The sequence below is a fragment of the Paenibacillus sp. FSL R5-0473 genome (assembly GCF_038004565.1).
In the GTDB taxonomy this organism is placed as follows: Bacteria; Bacillota; Bacilli; order Paenibacillales; family Paenibacillaceae; genus Paenibacillus; species Paenibacillus amylolyticus.
Genome location: NZ_JBBORL010000001.1, coordinates 3,950,849 through 3,972,103 on the forward strand (window position 1 = coordinate 3,950,849; position 21,255 = coordinate 3,972,103).

At 46.5% G+C, this 21,255-nt stretch carries 14 protein-coding genes and 1 tRNA gene; 1 reads left to right on the forward strand and 14 read right to left on the reverse strand.

All coding sequences use genetic code 11. The features are described from left to right. Window positions 1–117: 117 nt before the first annotated feature. The 13 genes from pheT to leuB all read right to left on the reverse strand — a co-directional run bounded on the left by pheT (window position 118) and on the right by leuB (window position 17,944). Window positions 118–2,571 (reverse strand): phenylalanine--tRNA ligase subunit beta, encoded by a 2,454-nt coding sequence (gene pheT / locus MKY28_RS17165; RefSeq protein WP_340936455.1) that lies wholly within the window; start codon window positions 2,569–2,571, stop codon window positions 118–120. 82 nt (window positions 2,572–2,653) lie between these two features. Continuing rightward, entirely contained in the window at window positions 2,654–3,688 is a 1,035-nt protein-coding gene (gene pheS / locus MKY28_RS17170; protein ID WP_036669769.1) for a phenylalanine--tRNA ligase subunit alpha, read from the reverse strand. Between the two features lie 410 nt (window positions 3,689–4,098). After that, window positions 4,099–5,991, reverse strand: a complete 1,893-nt coding sequence (abc-f, locus tag MKY28_RS17175) for a ribosomal protection-like ABC-F family protein (protein WP_340936456.1) — start codon at window positions 5,989–5,991, stop codon at window positions 4,099–4,101. Between the two features lie 519 nt (window positions 5,992–6,510). Then, window positions 6,511–6,581, reverse strand: a tRNA-Gly gene (locus tag MKY28_RS17180). A gap of 160 nt (window positions 6,582–6,741) precedes the next feature. Then, window positions 6,742–8,868: a bifunctional diguanylate cyclase/phosphodiesterase gene (locus MKY28_RS17185; protein WP_340936457.1), complete on the reverse strand. Its 2,127-nt coding sequence runs from the start codon at window positions 8,866–8,868 to the stop codon at window positions 6,742–6,744. 289 nt (window positions 8,869–9,157) lie between these two features. Then, window positions 9,158–10,114, reverse strand: a complete 957-nt coding sequence (locus MKY28_RS17190; RefSeq protein WP_036610133.1) for an aldolase catalytic domain-containing protein — start codon at window positions 10,112–10,114, stop codon at window positions 9,158–9,160. Window positions 10,115–10,197: 83 nt separating this feature from the next. Then, a complete protein-coding gene (locus MKY28_RS17195) occupies window positions 10,198–11,511 on the reverse strand; it encodes a DUF4129 domain-containing protein (RefSeq protein WP_340936458.1) in 1,314 nt (437 codons plus the stop codon). Continuing rightward, window positions 11,508–12,623: a DUF58 domain-containing protein gene (locus MKY28_RS17200; protein ID WP_340936459.1), complete on the reverse strand. Its 1,116-nt coding sequence runs from the start codon at window positions 12,621–12,623 to the stop codon at window positions 11,508–11,510. The genes MKY28_RS17195 and MKY28_RS17200 overlap by 4 nt, the downstream gene beginning before the upstream one ends. 4 nt (window positions 12,624–12,627) lie before the next feature. Continuing rightward, window positions 12,628–13,593 (reverse strand): AAA family ATPase, encoded by a 966-nt coding sequence (locus tag MKY28_RS17205; protein WP_340936460.1) that lies wholly within the window; start codon window positions 13,591–13,593, stop codon window positions 12,628–12,630. Between the two features lie 121 nt (window positions 13,594–13,714). Continuing rightward, window positions 13,715–14,821 (reverse strand): PAS domain-containing sensor histidine kinase, encoded by a 1,107-nt coding sequence (locus MKY28_RS17210; protein WP_036610143.1) that lies wholly within the window; start codon window positions 14,819–14,821, stop codon window positions 13,715–13,717. A 446-nt stretch (window positions 14,822–15,267) separates the two neighbouring features. Further along, a complete protein-coding gene (locus MKY28_RS17215) occupies window positions 15,268–15,684 on the reverse strand; it encodes a hypothetical protein (protein ID WP_017689649.1) in 417 nt (138 codons plus the stop codon). Window positions 15,685–16,040: 356 nt separating this feature from the next. Beyond that, the gene (locus MKY28_RS17220; protein WP_036610146.1) at window positions 16,041–16,580 is read right to left on the reverse strand and encodes a peroxiredoxin; all 540 of its coding nucleotides are present in this window, start codon (window positions 16,578–16,580) and stop codon (window positions 16,041–16,043) included. Window positions 16,581–16,858: 278 nt separating this feature from the next. Further along, complete coding sequence (gene leuB, locus MKY28_RS17225) at window positions 16,859–17,944, reverse strand: 3-isopropylmalate dehydrogenase (protein WP_036669759.1); 1,086 nt, start codon at window positions 17,942–17,944, stop codon at window positions 16,859–16,861. Between the two features lie 233 nt (window positions 17,945–18,177). Between leuB and MKY28_RS17230 the strand changes: the two genes are divergently transcribed. After that, window positions 18,178–19,158 (forward strand): aldo/keto reductase, encoded by a 981-nt coding sequence (locus MKY28_RS17230; protein ID WP_036610151.1) that lies wholly within the window; start codon window positions 18,178–18,180, stop codon window positions 19,156–19,158. Window positions 19,159–19,575: 417 nt separating this feature from the next. On the opposite strand, the gene MKY28_RS17235 is transcribed toward MKY28_RS17230, so the two are convergent. Next, on the reverse strand, window positions 19,576–21,117 hold the full coding sequence (locus MKY28_RS17235) for a 2-isopropylmalate synthase (protein ID WP_036610154.1): 1,542 nt from the start codon (window positions 21,115–21,117) through the stop codon (window positions 19,576–19,578). Window positions 21,118–21,255: the final 138 nt, after the last annotated feature.

A 21,255-nucleotide genomic window follows, 5' to 3' on the forward strand; every position in this document is an offset into this window, starting at 1 on the left:
TGTATGTTGATTCTAAGCTGTAATCACAAAAAAGTCACATCGATCCTCTAATGCTAAGGATTCGATGTGACTTCAAACAATTCCTGCTAATCTTTGTTCAAAAAATCTTCTTTTGTCCTATTTACGCAATTCCGCTCCGAATTGCTCTTCCAGACGAGCCACTACACGGGCATGAACTTCAGTAACTTCCTCATCGGTGAGTGTACGTTCACGATTCCGGTATACCAGTGCCATCGCCACGCTTTTCTTGTTTTCACCCAGTTTACTGCCAGTAAACACATCGAATACCTGTACGTTTTGTAACAATTCACCCGCCGATTCACGAATGGCGCGCAGCATATCTCCTGCTTCAATATCCTCATTCACAACAACCGCGATATCACGTTCCATGGCCGGGAAACGCGGAAGCTCACGATAACGAATGTCAGCGTCTGCTTCATTATAGATCGATTCAAGTGCAATCTCTGCGATGTACACATCATTCAGATCATACTGCTGTTGCAGTTCCGGATGCAATTGACCCACTGTACCGATCAATGTACCTTCCCCGCCATCCTTACCTTCCAGGTAAACCGATGCGGAACGTCCCGGATGGAATCCTTCAGGGCTGTTTGCTACCAAGCGAATGCGTTGTTCAAGCCCCACATAAGCGAACAGATGCTCAAGAGCACCTTTCAGATCGAAGAAGTCTACTTTCTCCGCTCCAACATTCCACTGCTGGCTTGCACGATTACCAGTGAGCAACAAGCCCAGTACCGGAATCTCATGTGGTTGCTTGGTCAACTGATCTTCTTCAGTGAAGAACACATTGCCCACTTCAAATACAGCCAGTGAATCCTGTTTACGGTTCATGTTATACACCGCTGCATCCAGCATTTGCGGCAAAATGCTCGTACGAAGCACACTGCGGTCCTCGCTCATAGGCATCGCGAGTTTCACGGCTTTACTTCCTTGTGTCAACGCCGGGAACAGAGTCGCTTTATCCGGGTGTACAAAGGAGTAACTGATCATTTCCTGCCAGCCACTGCCTGAGAGCAATCCACGAATCGTGCGGCGCATTGCTTGAGAGCGTGTATATGCCCCTGGAGTCGTCGGCCCTTCAATCCATGTGGTTGGAATGTTGTCGTATCCGTACAGGCGTGCAATCTCTTCAAACAAGTCTACATCAAGCGTAATATCCCCTCTGCGTGTTGGCACTTCCACATCCAGCAATCCTTGATCAGCATCACCACATGCAAAGTGCAAGCGAGCGAAGATCGTTTTTACCTCAAGCAAAGACAGATCAGTTCCCAGATAACGATTCAGTCGGTCCAGCGACAATTGAATTACACGTTTCTCCGCAGCTTCTGCTCCAGCTTCCACGATTCCCTGGTGCACTTCACCTTCAGCATAACGCTGAATCAGTTCAGCCGCACGATCCAAAGCCGTAATGACCGCACCCGGGTCTACTTCCTTCTCAAAACGCATGCTTGCTTCGGAACGCAGCCCCAGTTGGCGCGACGTTTTCCGTACAGTACCGCCGTCGAACTTGGCGGACTCCAGCAACAGATTCACCGTGCCTTCCGATACTTCGGAATTCTCGCCACCCATAACCCCAGCGATGGCTACAGGTTTCACGCCGTCCGTGATGAGCAACATGTGCGGCTCCAGCTTGCGCTCCTGTCCATCCAGCGTAACAATCGTTTCGCCTTCGTTGGCCATCCGCACTTCAATATGGCCCTTTTCCAGTTTATCCGCATCGAATGCATGTAGCGGTTGACCGTATTCCAGCATGACATAGTTCGTGATATCAACGATGTTATTGATTGGGCGAACACCTGCCGCCATTAGACGGTTTTGCATCCACAGCGGGGAAGCACCCAGCTTAATGCCGGTTACATAACGAGCTGCATAGTGAATGCATTGCTCCTGTGCCTTGATCTCTACAGAGATATGATTCGCGGCTGCATCACCAATTTCAACCAGTTGGTCTTTGGGACTTGGCAGCTTCACTTCACGACCCAGGATGGCACCCACTTCATAAGCTGCACCACGCATGCTGAGACAGTCGGAACGGTTTGGTGTCAGGTCCAGTTCAAGCACATGATCGTCGAGACCAAGAACCTGGCTGATTGGCGTGCCAACCTCCGTTTGTTCCGGCAGAACGAGAATACCTTCCTGCTGATCTTTCGGCAACAATTTGTCGTTCATGCCCAGCTCTTTGGCGGAACAGATCATGCCAAGGGAGACAACACCGCGCAGTTTGGCTTTTTTGATATCCAATCCACCAGGGAGCTTCGCTCCAACAAGGGCTACGACTACTTTTTGGCCTGCATCCACATTTTTCGCACCACACACGATCTGCAGATCTTCTTCCTGGCCGGCATCGATGACACATACATTCAGTTTGTCTGCATCAGGGTGTTTCTCCTTGCTTTTCACATAACCTACAACAACTTTATTCACGCCCTTGTTGCGGTTCTCCACTACATCAATTTCGACACCCGCACGGGTGATTTTCTCCGCCAATTCCTGTGGCGTCACACCTTCAAGGGAAATATAATCAGACAGCCAATCTGTCGATACTCTCATGGACGTTCACTTCCTTCATCTATAAATTGGTGTTCCCGGTTCATTCGCTTGCTCTATATGGTTAATCTTTCTTGTCTTAAAGTTACAGCCGTCCGAATTGCTTCAGGAAGGTCAGATCACTGTTGTAGAAGTGACGGATATCATCGACACCATACTTCAGCATCGCGATACGCTCTACGCCCATACCAAATGCAAAACCACTGTATTTCTCCGGATCGTATCCACCCATTTCCAGTACTTTCGGGTGAACCATACCGCCGCCCAAAATTTCAAGCCAGCCTGTTTGCTTACATACGCGACAGCCGCTGCCGCCACATTGTACACAGGTTACATCCACTTCTGCACTTGGCTCTGTGAACGGGAAGAAGCTTGGACGCAGACGAATTTCTGTGTGGGAACCGAACATTTCGCGCACGAATTGCAACAGGGTTCCTTTCAGATCGCTCATACGAATGTTTTCGCTGATGACCAAACCTTCAACCTGGTTGAATTGGAAAGAGTGCGTCGCATCGTCGTCATCACGGCGGTATACTTTACCTGGGCAGATGACTTTGACAGGCACTTCGCCCTTCATGCTCTGCATGGTACGTACTTGAACCGGAGATGTATGGGTACGCATCAACAAGTCTTCGGTAACATAGAAGGAATCCTGCATATCGCGCGCCGGGTGATTCTTCGGCAGATTCAATGCTTCAAAGTTGTAATAATCCATTTCGACTTCAGGACCTTCTGCAACGCGGTATCCCATACCGATGAAAATATCTTCGATCTCCTGTACCACTTTGGTCAGTGGATGCAGTCCGCCTTGACGTCCACGACGTCCTGGCAGAGTCACATCAATTTTCTCGGATTGCAGACGCTTCGCCGTCTCTTCCTTCTGGAACTGATCCTGCTTGCTGTCGATGACTTCCTCAATGGCAGCCCGAACATCATTGGCTACTTGACCAATAACTGGACGTTCCTCCGCACTAAGCGCACCCATACCACGCAAAATCTCAGTTAATGCACCCTTTTTTCCCAAATACTTTACACGCAGATCACCGAGCGTCTGCGGATCATTCACACTAGACAACTGCTCCAGCGCTTCGATCTTCAATGCCTCTAAACGTTCTTTCATGTGTAATTGCCCCCTTTTTGTGGTGTTTTTGCAACAAAAAAAGGCCTTCTCTCCCCTGAAGGGACGAAAAGACCGTGGTACCACCCTTGTTAGACATCCATTGCTGCGTGGCCCTTCTGGCCTGCAACTGGTTCTGTCTCACTTTGTACGGAATAACGACCGTTAACCGTTTGCCCCTACTGTTGCCTCTGTGTCTGCACACAAACAGGTTCAGGGAACCGCTTCGGAGTGAATTTCGGCAGCCTTGTTCTACAGAAACGCTCTCAATCTACGGCGCTTCCTCCCTGTCCAGAGGCACTGCTTACTTATCTCCATCATCACGTTTGCTTAGTTTACCCATATCGATGTATTCATCGATGATCGTTCATAATTATATGCAAAATAGATCGAAATAGCAAGCCGTCCATATTCTAATTTATGCTTGCCCCCTTATCTTTCAATTGTTTCAGGCGCTGCTGGATTTCGCGAATCTCAGCTGCCTCGACTGCTCGCTCATTCGAATGCTCGGGCTGTGTCAGACTGTCTTTCCCAGCAGTGCTTACAGGAGACAGCAATTCGGATAGGCGCATCTCCAATCGTAACCGCTCGTCATCGGATTCCCGGGTCTCCAGCGCCACCTCCCGAAGTTTGTTGGACTGCTCCCAATCCGACACTCCTCCTTCAAACAGAGTTGCTGTGCCACCAGCCTCCAGATCGCATAACCGATTCGCAAGTGACTTCGTCAGCATCCGGTCATGGGATACAAGCACCAAAGCACCAGAAGCCTGTTTTAATACATTTTCCATGACTTCCTGGGTATCGATGTCCAGATAGTTGGTCGGTTCGTCCAGCACCAGCAGATTGGCTCCGCCAAAGTACAGTCTCAGAAATGCCACTCTGCACTTTTCCCCCATGCTCAAATCCCCAATGCGCTTGAATACATCATCTCTGGAAAATAGGAAACATCCCAGAATGGTACGTGCCGCACTTTGTGTCATGGATGGAAGAGTAAGCAAGCTGTCCAGCAGCGTCTGATTCTCGGGGAGCCCTTCCAGCTCCTGTGAAAAGTAACCGATTTTCAGCTGTGGATGCCGTGTGACCTTGCCTTGAGAAGGTTCCAGTTCACCAATCATCAACTTCAGCAGTGTTGTCTTGCCCGTTCCATTAGGACCTCGTACAGCAAGCCGATCTCCACGTTCCACAGCAATCCGAAGATCGCGCAGCAATGGTTTGTCTCCCGCATATGAAAAACTCACCTCTTCCAGCGCAAGCAGCTGGCGTGCAGCCAGTGGATTCATCTGTAATTCCATGTTCAACTTTGCAGCTTCACGAGGTTTATCCACCCGTTCCCGCTCCAAACGTTCCAGCTGTTTTTGTTTCGCATGGTAACGTGAAATATTTTTGTTGGCTTTGGCCTTGTAGAAGCTCTGGGTGATCTTCACCTCCACATCAGTCGCCGAATTATGCGCTTTATGGAACCATTCCTGATAATTTCGAATCGTTTCTTCCAACGCCTTACGTTCCAATTCCTGCCTGCGGTAGATCGTTTCCTGTTCGCGTAATTCACGCTCTTTGTGGATCTTGTAGTCGGAGTATCCGCCCTTGTATTTGGTCAGGGCATCTGGACTGAACTCAATGACTCCTGTTGCTACCTGATCAATAAACGTACGATCATGTGATACAAATAACAGCGTACCTTCATATGAGGATAACCACTCTTCCAGCCAACGCATGCTTCCCTCATCCAGATGATTCGTCGGTTCATCCAGGATCAGGAACTTGGGTTTGCTGACAAGTAGCCCCGCCAAACGAGCCTTTGTTTTTTGTCCACCGCTCAAGGAATGATAGGGTCTATTCCAATGCTCTGCGGATAATCCAAGGCGGGTCAGTACTTTCTCTACCTCAGTCTCCCACATATAACCGTTCAACTGTTCATATTGCTCCATCACTAGTGTATAAGCTGCAAGCAGCTCTTCATCCGCTTCAGTGCTCATGCTCAAACGTTGTTCCAGTTCTTCCAAGTTCCGTTTCACTTCATAGATCTGACCGCTCTCACGCCGGACCGCATCCAGTACATTCATCCCGGTCTCAATCTCCGAGCGCTGGCGCATGAACCCCCATTCCTGCTGAGGGATATGACGTTCAATCCGTCCACCACCATGCTCCTCACCCAAAATGATGCGTAACAACGTTGTCTTGCCGCATCCGTTGCGACCCAAAATGGCGAGTCGTTCGCCCTCATTAATCTCCAAATTCAATCCTGTAAACAATTCAATACCGTTCCACTCTTTTGATACTTCATGTAAGCGTACCAATGTCATCATGAGGCCTCATCCTTCCTGCATCCTTTTTGCTGAACAAAAAAAACCGCTGGCATCAGCCGGCGGTTTAGCAATTCAGGGTTGGATCAAGCATTCAAAGACAGATCTAAGGTAAGCTACGGCATGAACAAAGAAACCCAAAATACAGGGTACAAATAAACCTCAATGGCTTACTTGCTCCATACCTTTTCCCATAGCTGAATTTGGACACACGGATCCCCTCATTGCTCAGCCGCTCTGGCTGACTGCGTCATAAAACCGTCTGCAGTTAACTGGGGTTCAATTCATGTGCTTTACTTCATGGGACGTATGGTTACCTCTCATTCATGTGTAGTATCAATTTCTCCGTTATTGTACCAGATCATTGTAAAAAAGCAAAGGGTATATAAATCAAACTAAAGAATACTTACTTACTCGCCACTCCGAAAACAGAACAATCTTCTGCTCACTGTTACCACCGAATTTCTTTTAGGGTAATAGAAAAAGCCCCTGCATCGCAAGGGCTCCGGTACTGCTTCGTTAAGCGGGTGATGGGAATCGAACCCACGCTATTAGCTTGGAAGGCTAAAGTTCTACCATTGAACTACACCCGCATGATTGAAGATTTATTGTTAAGTTCCTTAGGAATTTAACAGTGATTTTACAAATAATAATATACCATGATCCTCTATAGCATGCAAGTCATATTTTCCATTTTTTTCATTACGCATCCATCAAAAAAAAGCAGGAGCACCCTCGCGCCCCCGCTGTTCCCTATCCTGTAGGCTTATCCACATCTCTCAAAAACTTCTTTTCAAATTCAGCGGCTTTAATCGGTTTGCTGAAGAAATAACCCTGAGCCTCGTGACAGTGTTGATTGCGAAGAAAGACCATCTGATCTTCGTTCTCCACGCCCTCAGCTGTGACTTTCAGTTGTAAATGATGCGCCATTGAAGTGATGGTAGATACGATCGCTGCGTTATTGCTGTCCTCCATGACTTCATTCACAAATGAACGGTCAATCTTAAGCCGATCAATTGGCAGATCCTTCAGATAGTGCAACGAGCTGTATCCCGTTCCAAAATCATCGATACTGATATGCACACCAATTTCTTTGATTTTGCGCAACTGTTCGAATGACCGGTCTTTATCAAATGTCATGCTCTCTGTAATCTCCAGTTCAAGCCATACAGGCTCTAGTCCCGTCTCTTTGAGAATGCCATTGATATTGTCCAACAAATGGGAGTGCCTGAATTGTCTCATCGACAGATTCACCGAAACACACAGTTTACGATAACCGGCTTCCTGCCACTGTTTGTTCTGTGCACACGCTTCACGAAGCACCCATTCACCAAGTGGCACAATGAGCCCACTCTCTTCTGCCAGAGGAATAAAGTCCGCCGGAGATACCGAGCCTCGCTGCGGATGCTGCCAACGCACCAAGGCTTCCATGCCAACGATTAGCCCACTTTGCAGATTAACCTGCGGCTGGTAGACCAGGTAGAACTGACCTCGATCCAACGCCTTGCGCAGATCATTCTCAAGCTGCAAACGCTCCTGTGCCTTCATCTGCATCGCATGGGCAAAACGATTCAGTTCCATTCCTTGTTCCTTTGCACTGTGCAAAGCCGTATCGGCATTCTGAATAATCTCCAGTGGTGACTCCCCATCATGTGGGAAAATGGCCATCCCAATTCCAAGTGTCAGATGATACTCATTGCCATCAACCAAGACGGGCTTCTCAAAAAGTTGCAAAATGGATCTTGTCCGACGCAACGCTGTATCGGTTGAACTGAAATCTGTCATCGTTAATGCAAACTCATCTCTTCCCAATCCAAAGACTTCTTCTCCTGGAAGGGACAATTGTTTCAGTCGTTGACCTACCTGACGCAAAACACGGTTAGCTGCTTGCTGTCCAAGCGAATCATTAATGGTTTTGAACCGATTAATATTCAGGACCAATACACCAACAAGCTGTTCCTGTACCACGGCATCATCCATCATCTTTTTCAACTGCTGTGAAAGGCGACGACGGTTTGGAAGTCCCGTTACATCATCATGATGAGCAATATAGTTCATCTTGGCTTCCGCGACCTGCTGTTGCAGGAAAGGTGTGTCCACTACGGACGTATACAGCCCTTTTTGAATGAAAAAATATGCCATACAATTACTCATCAATCCTAATAACAGATTGAGATCGTTCACCCCAGTTGCTGAAACAAAATAACATTCACCAAAAAAGAAACACAGAATGCCACATAGAATGGTTGGTAAATCTCCATCTTTGGTTTTTTTCCATTGTACAAACAAAAGAACTGCAATAATGCCATAGAGCAATCCAACCATAAGATGAACTCGGGTGAAGATACCACCAAGCACTTCCCCATCAAGCATACTCGGCAACATGCTCCATTCCTGAATAGCCAATATGTACAAAATAACAAAGGTACCCAATGTCCCACTTAAAAGCAAGAATTTGCGTGGTAATGCAAATTCTTTCTCATTTAAGGTATACACGAGCAATAATCCTACGGAACATACCAAAGATCCCATGGTTGACATCATTAAGGAGAACTCCGATTCCATCATGGCTCCATTTGGAATCTCTTCTGCAAATGAAACGATATGAACCAGTTCAAATAGTCCAATCAATAAAAAGAGTGTTGTCAATAATGTCCTCCGAAGCGTTAGCTTCTGTGTCCGAAACAACCAGCTTTGATTATAGATGCCGATACAAGCCGCTACCGCAGCAAATCCACCCAAGAGTGTCAAAACCGGGTAACCCGATATGATCAGATCAGAGCTTGAAGAAGAACGAAACCATTGACTTGCGAGGAAACATAATAAGCCGCCCACAGCGACCCAAATTATTTTTCTCTGATCTTGCAGATTAACCTTCATGCCGTGTTTTCCTTCCCGGGATCACCTATCCTGAATTACATTAACCAAACTTAACAACTTACTACACGATTCGACAAAAAACATATTAACCAACGTTCAATTCACATGCATACACATGCTATCTGGTACATAATAACATTTAATTTTGTATACGTGAACTAAAAAATAGTTACTCCTAGGAATATTTATTCACAAATATATAGAAAAACAAGGCATTAAGAACTAAAAAAACATGGATCTCCAGTTAGAGTCCATGTTTTCCTATTTTGCAACTGTATTTCAGACTATATTACTTCTCAAAATTCACTTCTGGTGTTGTTAATTTATCATAAAAATCAACAACCTTATCCTTGTCTTCCGATGAGCGAATCGCCATCGCTGAACGTGGATGCTCGTCCAACGCACCTGTAATCATGTAAGGCAGAATGTAACCCCATTCTTCTTTTTCTCTGAGCGGAACCATCAACTGTTCCAATACACCAAGTACTGGACGCAGATTGTATTTTGTTCCTTTCAGATGAGCTACGAGCAATTCGGTTGGACAGTTTCCTGCCGCACGTCCCATACCATACACAGAAGCGTCAAGCAGTTCAACGCCAAGTTCTGCCGCAACCAATGTGTTAGAAAACGCAAGTTGCATATTATTATGTGTGTGAACACCAAGACGTTTGTTAGGCAAGTGAGTCTTGAACTTCTCTACCAGATATTTCACATCATTATGGTCCAAGCTACCGTAGGAGTCTACAATATAAACAACATCCACAGCGCTTTCTTTGATCAATTCAAATGCTTCCAGCAATTCATTCTCCATAACATTGGAGAGTGCCATAATATTAAGTGTAGTTTCATATCCACGATCATGGAATGTTTGAACCAGTGCAAGTGCCTTGTCTACATCTTTGCTGTAGCAGGCAACCCGGATCAGATCCAGCATGCTCTCACTGCGAGGCAAGATATCATTTTCGTCCACACGACCTACGTCAACCAGCGCAGACAGTTTGGTATTGCCTTTTTGAGGAATAACTTTACGCAGGAAATCATCGTTCAGGAAACGCCATGGTCCTGCTTCCTCGGCACCTTTAAGCAACTTCGGAGAGTTCTTATATCCAATTTCCATATAATCAACGCCAGCTTCATTCAATCCAGCATATAGCTGTTGAACAAAGTCCACGCTAAAGTCCCAATTATTCACCAATCCGCCATCACGGATCGTACAATCTACAATTTTGCAATGATTTGTCTTCATTAATGTCTGCTCCTTTTCTGACCAACTTGTGTATTCCTCTCATGATACTTGAACGTGACAAGAAAAGTAAAGGGATTCCGGACTTATTTACTTCGATAAGATCTCCAGATTCGGTCAATCTCAACCATATCGGAACGATCGGGAGCTTTCTCTCCATAACGAACGGCATTATACGTATCTGGCAGTCTCGCAGACAGCTCATCTTCTTCTACCTTCATACCATTCTGAATAATGGTCTGTGCAGCCTCCAGCGGAGTGTGTGTCCCCTGTATTTCCACGCCTCGATGAGCGGCTCTTTCAATCCAAGTCCGATAGTAATACCGAACACGTTCGGCATCCTGTGCAGGTGGCGCTTCTTTCTTCCGAAACCAATTCTTTCGGACTCTTGTTGGCGCATCAAGCGTCTCACTGACATCGATATACTCCGTCCGTGGTTCTGCCTTCTTTTCACCTGGTTGTAACATCCCCTTGAATCGGTCCATAAGTCTGTTTATCGTTTTTTGTCCCAACCTCAGAAGCAGCCACAGGATTGCTCCTGCTACAGCACACATCACTACCCATCCGAGGATGTTCCAGAAGACTGAGGGCTCGGATGGCGGCTCTCTCCAGTCATTCGGTATATTTAACTGCTGATTGGGGTTGTCCATTGGTAATCGTGGCTCCTCGCCGGAAATCGGACCAAACCATCCCCTGATCCATGCGAGCAAGCGATCACGTAGCGGTCCCAGCCAGGCAGCCAGACTTGGGAAAGCACCAATCGCGACGATAACAATAAACATCCACATGAACCGCTGATGATTCGCACGTGCAAAATCTCTTAATACCAATCTTCTCTTGCCGTCATTGAGTATTGCCTGATCCAGTTGCAGCATATATCGTCCAACTAGCCAAAAGGCAAAGCTGATCACTCCGGCAATATAGATCCATAGGGTATAGGTTCGTATCGGCTGCATGAATTCCAACGAGTTCGAAGCAATCATAAGCACGATCGCACTGATTACACCCATAATCTGCAAGCGCCATAACAACACTGAATGAAAGACTGGCTGGAAGGTCAGACCTGTATAAGCCGATATGACTCCACACAGTACCAATGTGATGATATCGGGCAACGGGAGAATAAGGCTCATCCCAACAACGAGTGCGAAGAGAAGTCCTATGACGAGTGCCGCTAGTCCTCGAATGAGTGTACTTTTCTCGCTAAAACCTGGAATTTTATGCTGAATGAACTGTCCCAACCAACCTACAAGAACAACAAGGATGAATAATGTGTACGGCAAATGTTCCATTGCGTAGAATGAAGCAAGCGTAAATATCGGAAAAAGGTATATGCCAGCCATCAAGACGGCAAGCATTGTTATGAGTCCTGTGGTCGTTGCTACCGGTCTGTTCCTCATGCACTCACCGCCTTTGTATTACCCTTCACGTCCTCTACCGGGAGAATCGTTACACGATGTCCTTGTTCGTGCAGACGTGCAATCTCGTGCTCCATAGCGGTAGATACATAGGATGTAATCAGCAGATAGCTGCGGATTTGCTGTGCTTCTTCATTCAGACGTACTTCATCATTCAGGAATTGCTCCATGGGCACCATGCATTTCAACTCTGTCTCAGCCATAGCTTCCAGTAACCGTTCCAGATGGGGCGTGCCATAATCCGGTTCAATCCGAAGTGTATCGCGGCCTCCACCCACATGATAACCATTATGGGCGAAACCTGCTGGCAACCCTCTACCGATGGCATCCACTGCAGCCGTGGCAGCGTAACGAAGTGCCCGCTCAATCTTTTCCGGTCGAGTAACAACACTCCACATATCTGCAGATTCCTGAATGTTGACTACTATCCAGGATTGCGGATCAGCCGTCCATCCCTGCTTGTAGACCTGTAATTCACCTGTACGTGCACTCGCTTTCCAGTGAATACGATTCATGGGGTCGCCTGCACCATAAGGCCGAACACCCAGAATCAAGAAAGGATCTTCAACGATCCATCGTGATACTTCCACTTCTCCCTGCCATACCTGATAAATTGCAGGAAGATCCTCTGCATTCACTAATGAGGGATACACAATCATAGACATTTGCAAAGGAATTGGTTTGGTGGAACGCCACACGCCAAAGAGATCCCCACCTGTCATCGTTGCTGTATTTAATGGATAAATTCCACGCTGAGTACATGTAAAAGGATGCTTGCGCGTAATACGAGTAAACGGTTTTAACGTAAAAATACTCTTATGGTTCTGATAGATTTCGCCTTGACTAATATCCATACCTGAGCCGGAACGAAATACAAACGACACTGGCATCATCGATTCAAGTCTGAGCCACGGTACGGAGACTCGTTTCTCATTCGATATCGTCTCCACCATCTCAAGTTCATCTCCAGCGTAACAACGCAGCTTGCTGAATTGTCTGCTGTACCTGAGCTTTCGCAGTGCAGGTCGTCCAAACCACACACCATGTATAACAACGACAATGCTTCCAACAAGGACAAGCCATAATAATGCCATAAGATTAACGCCCGCTTGTAGCGAGATTCTCCGTAGGCACTTCTGTCTTATTCAGAAGTTCCTGGATGATACGCTCCGCCAAGCCCTCTTGTTGTCTGATCCGGTTACGGAATACCAGTCGGTGGGCCAGCACAGGTTCCGCCAGTACTTTAATATCATCAGGTAAAACAAAGTCTCTGCCATGCAGTGCAGCCCATGCCTGACTTGCCTTGAGTAATGCCTGAGCCCCTCGTGGACTTACGCCAAGCGAGAGCTCTGGATGTTGCCTTGTCGCTTCGGTTAACTGAATGATATATCGTAGCAAATCTTCGTTGATTTGCACTGTTTTATACGTATCCTGCGCCTTCAAAAGTTCTTCACGACTGATCACTGCCGAGAGATCATCAACAGAACGACTGGCTACCGTACGTCTCAAAATTTCTACACTCTCTTCACTGCTTGGATAACCCATGCGAATTTTCATCATAAAACGATCCATCTGCGCTTCAGGTAGTGGAAAAGTTCCCTGGTTATCTACAGGATTCTGGGTGGCGATAACGATGAATGGCCGTTCCAGCTGTCTCGTTGAACCGTCGATACTGATCTGGCGCTCTTCCATACACTCCAGCAAGCTTGATTGTGTACGCGGTGTAGCCCGGTTAATCTCATCAGCTAGTACAAGATTGGCAAACAAGGGGCCGGGTCGGAATTCAAAATCCCCTTCTTTTTGATTAAAAAAATGAATCCCTGTTAAGTCCGAGGGCAGCAAGTCCGGTGTAAACTGTATCCGTTGGAATGTGCAGTCCAATGAAGAGGCTACCGATTTGGCAAGCATCGTTTTTCCGGTACCCGGTACATCCTCCAGCAGCACATGTCCTGACGCTATGATCGCTGTCATTACCAGCTCTATGGTATGCTCTTTTCCCACAATCACTTTTCCCACATGATCCATCAATTGTTGATTCATTCGTTCCATTCCTTGGATTTCCATCTGCATCTCATCCTTCCGTTATGGAGCTTATGTATTCGCATTCATTACTAACTATAACCGTTATTGGCAACATAAAACAAAGGAGTTGGCAAATGGCCAACTCCTCGACTCCCCGCTTTTCTCAATATACCAAGGGTAACATAATTATAAACCGCGTGCCTTCGCCCTTTTTGCTATCCACAGAGATAGTGCCTCCATGGTTCTTGATGATTCGGTAACTCACCGAAAGTCCAAGCCCCGTTCCGCTCTCCTTGGTCGTGAAGAATGGATCAAACAGACGTACAAGCGTGTTATGGTCCATCCCATGACCGTTATCCGCGATGGAGATCTGCACGAACTTGTTTTCCGTGGCGGTAGATATCCGAATTAGACCCGTATGTTCTTCGCCAACTTCCTCAATGGCATCCATTGCGTTTTTCACCATATTCAAAATAACCTGCTTAATCTGTTTGACATCAATGGACACATTCAGCGGGGCATCCCCTTCATCCAGTACGATCTCGCATCCCTTCATCAACCCTTCGCTTTCGGTCAGCAAGACCACCTCTTTGAGCAAAGAGTCGACGGATATCACGGTCTTCTGTGGAGCTGACGGTTTGGAAGAATTCAAAAATTCGTAGATGATGTCATTCGCCCGATCAATCTCCGTCAGTATGATTCGAGCGTACTCGTCTTTGCCGAGCTGCAGCAAATGGGGCCTGAGCAGTTGGATGAACCCACGGATTGCAGTCAACGGATTACGAATTTCATGAGCAATAGATGCTGATATTCGCCCCAGCATCGCAAGTTTGTCATTTTGATAAGCGGTCTGTTCAATTTGTTTATAATCAGATACATCTTTGACGCTGAACAAGAAGTCGCCATCCATCTGATCACCGTACGTCACAGTAACCAGCCAATGCCTTCCGTATTCATCAATCAACTCATGATAGCGCTTACGATGAAAAATAGTTTCCCGATAGATACGTAAAATTTTCTTTTTCTTGAATCGGCTCATCTGCGGATGATGCAGCATTTGCATCAGGGTGCAGCCGCTCAACAGACTTCGTGGAAGCTCCAACAACTTTGCCATCTGAACGTTAATAAACGTCAATACACCGTGACTGTCAAACAACATAATACCGCTATCCAGATGTTCCAGTACATTCTCGTACTTGTTGTTATCCAGATGCACAGGCGGGAATCCATCCGTTGGTTGAGGCACTGTATCCTGAAATTCACTAATCATGTCAGGTTCCTCCTTTTCACGTAAATGATAAACTTGCCATTCGGACATCATATCATCACAGAAACAGGAAGGGCCGATTTTATTGTTCATTACCGGTGCCCTTTCGTTGGGGGGCTGAGCCGAAAATATGGATGGCATGTCCGGAACTCAAGCTGGTCTATTCCCGGTAACCAACAGTCGATCCGGAAAATCATATACGTTTGTTCCATTCTGACCTTCTCCTATTCCCAAACACGAACATTTTTTGCTCCGCCTCTTTGCAAGTCTGTTTTTATCATAGACAAGTTTATAGAAGAGAGTCAATCGGAGAAAGTGTCGAATGGAAATTATTTTAAAAAAAACCTCGAATTAGTTCCAGAACAACGCACAAAAACGAAGCCGTTTCACCCAGTAGGCAAATCAGCTTCGTTTTTAATATCTTTAATTGGTGATATATCCGAGTTCATCTATAGTCCGGTCTTATTATGCTGAATTTTCAGTCTGCGCTGACTCATCACAGCTAATCGACGTTTAAGTTCGCTTTCCCACTTCTCGTCTTTGGTTTCCTTCGCGAGCCTGAGCAAATCCAGAGCCATATCAATCTGGCGCTGCACAATGACCATGGCATCCTCGCTCTCACGGTTTACACAGTTTTCGAAAATCGCATCCTCATCTTCTGTAACATAATCTTGAAAGTCGATCTCGGATGCACCGTCTCCATGCGCATATTCAGCCAGGATTTCGTATTCGTTTTCCACTTTATAATGCACCTCAACCCGGTGACACACCGGGCAAAACAGCAGGGGAACATTATGAACCTGGGTGCGGTAATGCTTCAGCGTGCCCTTCGTTCCAACCATACTTGCCCCACAACAGTAACTCATTTTTGTTCACCCTCCTTATTACGTGCCGGGACTTTTTTGTTAAAATGCCATCCCGTACACTTACAGCACTTCCAAAAAGGAATAGTTCCATCAGTGTATCACATTCATGTACAGATTATAAATGCAGAGCACCGGAATATTTACCGGGTTTCCATACCCTATTCGCCTTAAAGGCCATCAATTCCTCTTTCAACAGATAAAAAGAAGACTTTCTTCTAATATATTATTAACACGCTTAGCTGCTTGTTCAAACACTTTTGATTAACTTCGTGATAACTTCCGTCAAAAGGGTGCAAAAAGCCCTCAATCCCTAACGGGATGAGGGCTTGAACAAAAACCGTTCAAGTTAACTTGGCTTACAGGTTAGTGTCGCCTGGTTTCCAGTTCATTGCACACAATCCGCCGGATTGCAGTGCTTGCAGTACGCGAAGTGTTTCTTCAACACTACGGCCTACATCGTTGTGGTTAACTACTTGATATTTCAATTCGCCTTCTGGATCGATGATGAACAGACCGCGCAATGCTACGCCTTCTTCTTCGATCAGAACGCCGTAATCTTTAGCCACTTGCTTCGTGATATCGGAAGCCAGCGGGAAGTTCAATTGACCCAGACCATTGCTGTCTACAGGTGTATTGATCCATGCTTTGTGGCTGTGTACGGAGTCTACGCTCACGCCAAGAATTTCTGTATCCAAAGCTTTAAATTGCTCGGAAGCAACGCTCAAAGCTGTAATTTCAGTTGGGCACACAAATGTGAAGTCCAAAGGATAAAAGAAGAATACAAGCCATTTGCCACGATAATCGGACAGTTTAACGGAACCGAAGTCTTGTCCGTCTCCCGATACTGTTTCCATTGCGAAATCCGGTGCTGGTCTACCTACCAAACGTTCTGCCATAACTAAAAATTCCTCCTTTGGGATTATGTAAGCATCCTTGCGGATTGCTCATCATCAAGAAAAACGCGTACGCTTTTCCTGTAATTAAAATGATTTGAACCTTGATAACAAGTACAAGTAAAATGTTATCATCCGGACTTCCCAAAGTCAAGATTATAAACATTATTTTTTTATAATCATTATAAATAAGGATTTTTCGTGGCAAAAATGATAAAGGAACAGCCCTCTGTACATTCCATAACTGGAAACAAAGGGCTGCCATGTTTTTGGTCCTATAATTACGCTTGTTTCTGAATAGCCGCCACGATCAAATCTCCCATTTCGGTCGTGCTGATCGCTGTGCTCTTGTCTACAGCAATATCACTTGTGCGGTGTCCTGCATTCAATACATCCGACACAGCTGCTTCAATGGCATCCGCACCTTCTGTATAACCAAAGGTTGTACGGAACATCAACGCCAAAGAGAGAATGGTTGCAATCGGATTAGCGAGGCCTTGACCTGCGATATCCGGTGCGGAACCGTGTACCGGTTCATAGAGTCCGAAGCTGCCCTCTCCCAGTGATGCAGATGCGAGCATACCGATGGAACCTGTCAACATCGCTGCTTCATCACTCAAGATATCTCCGAACATGTTTTCCGTTACGATGACATCGAAGCTGGACGGACGACGCAGCAATTGCATCGCGCAGTTGTCTACCAGTACATGCTCCAGTTCAACATCCGGATAATCCGGTGCTACCCGGTTCACGACTTCACGCCAGAGACGGGAAGTTTCCAATACGTTGGCTTTGTCTACAGAAGCCAGCTTTTTGCGACGTCCTTGCGCAATTTCGAATGCCTGACGAACGATCCGCTCCACTTCTGTTACATTATATGCACACGTATCTACTGCCTCTTCGCCCTGTGCACTTTCACGTCTGAATTTCTCACCGAAGTAGATCCCACCTGTCAACTCACGTACCACCATCAGATCTGTACCTTCCAGTACTTCAGGCTTCAGAGTTGAAGCATCCTTCAAGCAATCAAATACAACAGCCGGACGCAGGTTGGAGAACAATCCAAGTGCTTTGCGAATACCCAGCAGGCCTGTTTCCGGGCGAAGCTCCTTGCTGTTGTTATCCCATTTTGGACCACCAACCGCTCCAAGCAGGACTGCATCTGCACTTTTACATACAGTCAGTGTTTCTTCAGGAAGAGGCGTACCCTTCTCATCAATCGCGATTCCGCCAAACAACGCATGCTCTGTCTCAAAACGATAACCGAATACTTCCTCCGTACGTTTAAGAACTTTCTCAGCCTCAGCTACGACTTCAGGGCCAATTCCGTCACCTGCAATAACTGCAATTTTTTTCACGTCTGCCATTGGGTTGTCCACTCCTTATATTTCATTCATTAATTATTCATAAAGTAACGTCTCATATTAACTCTCTCCTTTGTATCATATTCCAAGGTCATTTGACCAAGATATACAATCTATGACTTTAATAGATTTTACCTATAAGCCAATAGAGATTGGCCTTTCCAAGTTGTTCTGACCTCCCGGCTGGGTTAAAATATAGCTGAATTCAAATCAGGTACGCAGGAGGGATAAGCAATATGCAATATTCGTATTTGGGTAAATCAGGCCTCAAGGTCAGCCGAATCTGTCTCGGTACCATGAATTTCGGGCCTGCTACAGATGAAAAAGAAGCTTTCCGCATTATGGACGCAGCACTTGATGCAGGGGTGAACTTTTTTGATACCGCTAACATCTACGGTTGGGGTGAAAATTCCGGCCTTACCGAAGAAATTATCGGACGCTGGTTCAACCAGGGTGGGGGCAGACGTGAAAAAGTAGTTCTGGCCACCAAAGTATATGGCTCCATGCATGATGATACAGATGGCCCCAACAACGAAGCTGGCCTCTCCGCCTACAAAATCAGACGGCATCTGGAGGGTTCCCTCCGCCGCTTACAGACCGATCATATCGAGCTGTACCAGATGCATCATGTAGACCCTGCCATATCGTGGGACGAGCTGTGGGGTTCGTTCGAGAATGCCGTTCAACAGGGTAAAATCGGTTATGTAGGATCGAGTAACTTTGCTGCATGGCAGATTGCAATCGCTCAAAGTGAAGCCAAGAATCGTCATTTCCTCGGCCTGGTTTCCGAACAACATAAATATAGCCTCAACTGTCGTTTGCCCGAGTTGGAAGTACTGCCCGCTGCCAAAGAGCTGGGCCTCGGCGTCATTCCATGGAGTCCACTGGATGGTGGATTACTGGGACGTAACGCTCTGCAAAAGCTGGAAGGAACACGCAGCGGGGGCATCGCTGGAAGGATCGAGCAACAGCAAACTCAGCTTGAAGACTTTGCCGCACTGTGTCGTGATCTCGGTGAACCACAGGATACGGTGGCTTTGGCATGGGTTGCAGCCAATCCGGCGGTGACCGCCCCGATTATCGGACCGCGTACGCTGGAGCAGTTTGAGACCGCACTCAAATGTCTGGACGTGACTTTGGATGAAGCCGTGCTCAAACGTCTGGATGAGATTTTCCCGGGTCCAGGTGGACATGCACCTAATGCATACGCATGGTAATAGCTTGATGGCGTAAGCCAATGCAATAGGTAATCGTAGAAAAGGTTCTGTGTTGCACTGCCATAATTATATAAATCAGCATTTTGCATAATTCGAATTATACCGCTCACGGGTACAAGAGTTGGACAGGAAGAAGCATCCTGATCCAACCAAGGTATAGACGAACAGAATCATTTCGATCTATATCTTGCTGATTGGAAGACGCTTAGAGGATTTATGCAAAATGCTCAAATACAAGCAAAAGAGTCTGACCCTCCACAGGAGAGTCAGACTCTTTACGTCCCTCACTGAACGTAACAAAGCAAGCCGAACCATCTTCTATATCCATTAAATTAAAGATAGATCATTCTAGCAGCATACATGTGTCTCAGCTTAAAGTTCAGTTCAATGAAAGGTGCGTGCTTCTTGCATTGGAGCCTACAGATTAACGTTTACACGGTTCGTATATGTCTTGCGCTTCTCAATCAATTGATTCAGGCCGTCTACATAGGCGCGTGCACTTGCACCCAATATATCTGTGCTTACGCCACGTCCTTGTACCGAAACCTGATTCTGAGTCAGCACAACATGTACTTCACCCAATGCATCTTTACCGTGCGTTACCGATTTGATGGAGTAGTCAGACAACGTTACATCTTCCCCACTCACTTGGTCAATCGCATTGTAGATCGCATCTACCGATCCGTTACCCTCTGCTTGCTTCTCAATCGTATCCCCATCAAGCGTTGCAATGCGGACTTTGGCCGTTGGTACTGATTCATCTCCGTAAGTTACGAAGATGGATTCCAGTTTATACACCTCAGGTGCATCCTGCAATTTCTCTTCAATTACGGCAAGCAGATCTTCGTCAGTAACTTCTTTTTTCTTATCAGCCAGATCTTTGAACTGGGCGAAAGCCCGATTCAATGCTTCTTCTTCCAGCTCATATCCCAGATCAATCAACCGTTCACGGAAGGCATGACGACCAGAATGTTTACCCAGTACAAGTTTACTTTCCTTCAGACCGATGGACTCTGGGGTCATGATCTCGTACGTGGTTTTTTCCTTCAGCATACCATCCTGGTGAATGCCGGATTCATGTGCGAAGGCATTTGCCCCAACAATGGCTTTGTTTCCAGGCACAACCATACCTGTCAAACGGCTAACCAAACGACTGGTCCGTGCAATCTCAGACAACTGCAGCGATGTTTTCGCCTGGAAAAATTCCTGACGTGTCTCGAGCGCCATAGCAATTTCCTCGATCGCCGTGTTTCCGGCACGTTCACCAATGCCATTGATCGTACCTTCGATCTGATCGGCTCCGTTGAGAATGGCTGCAAGTGTATTGGCCGTCGCCATACCCAAGTCATTATGACAGTGGGCACTCAGCTGTACCTTTTCAATACCGTGTACATTCTCCTTGAGGTGTTTGAAAATGTTTCCGTATTCATATGGGCTCAGGTAACCAACCGTATCCGGAATATTCACGACAGCTGCACCTTCTTCAACAGCCATATTCACCATTTCCACGAGGAAATCATACTCAGTACGACCTGCATCCTCAAGTGAGAATTCAATCTTCGAGAATGTTTTCTTTGCATAACGAATCGCGGAACGAGCTGTATCCAGTACCTGCGCTTTGTCCATGCGCAATTTATGTTGGCGGTGAATAGGTGAAGTTGCCAGGAAAACGTGAATGCACGGGTCCTGTGCACCTTTAAGTGCTTCCTTAACCGCATCAATGTCTTGCTCTCTGGAACGGGACAAGCCAATTACAGTCACATTTTTGACCGCATTTGCTACTGCATTGACAGCTGCCAGATCACCTGGAGATGCCGCCGGGAAACCCGCTTCCATCCGGTCAATGCCAAGCCGCTCGAGCTGATGGGCAATTTCCACCTTTTCACGAGTGTTCAGATTGACTCCCGGGGATTGCTCTCCATCACGCAGCGTTGTGTCAAATACATAGATTTTACGCACGCTTCGCACCTCCTGTACTTGTTGTTATATGTTTCTCTGAACCAGCAATAGCGGCTCACGCATAAGCACGGCCGCTATTCCCAGTTAAAGCTCTAAGTTTACTTGAATACCTTTAAGTGCATGTTCTAGAAGTTAATT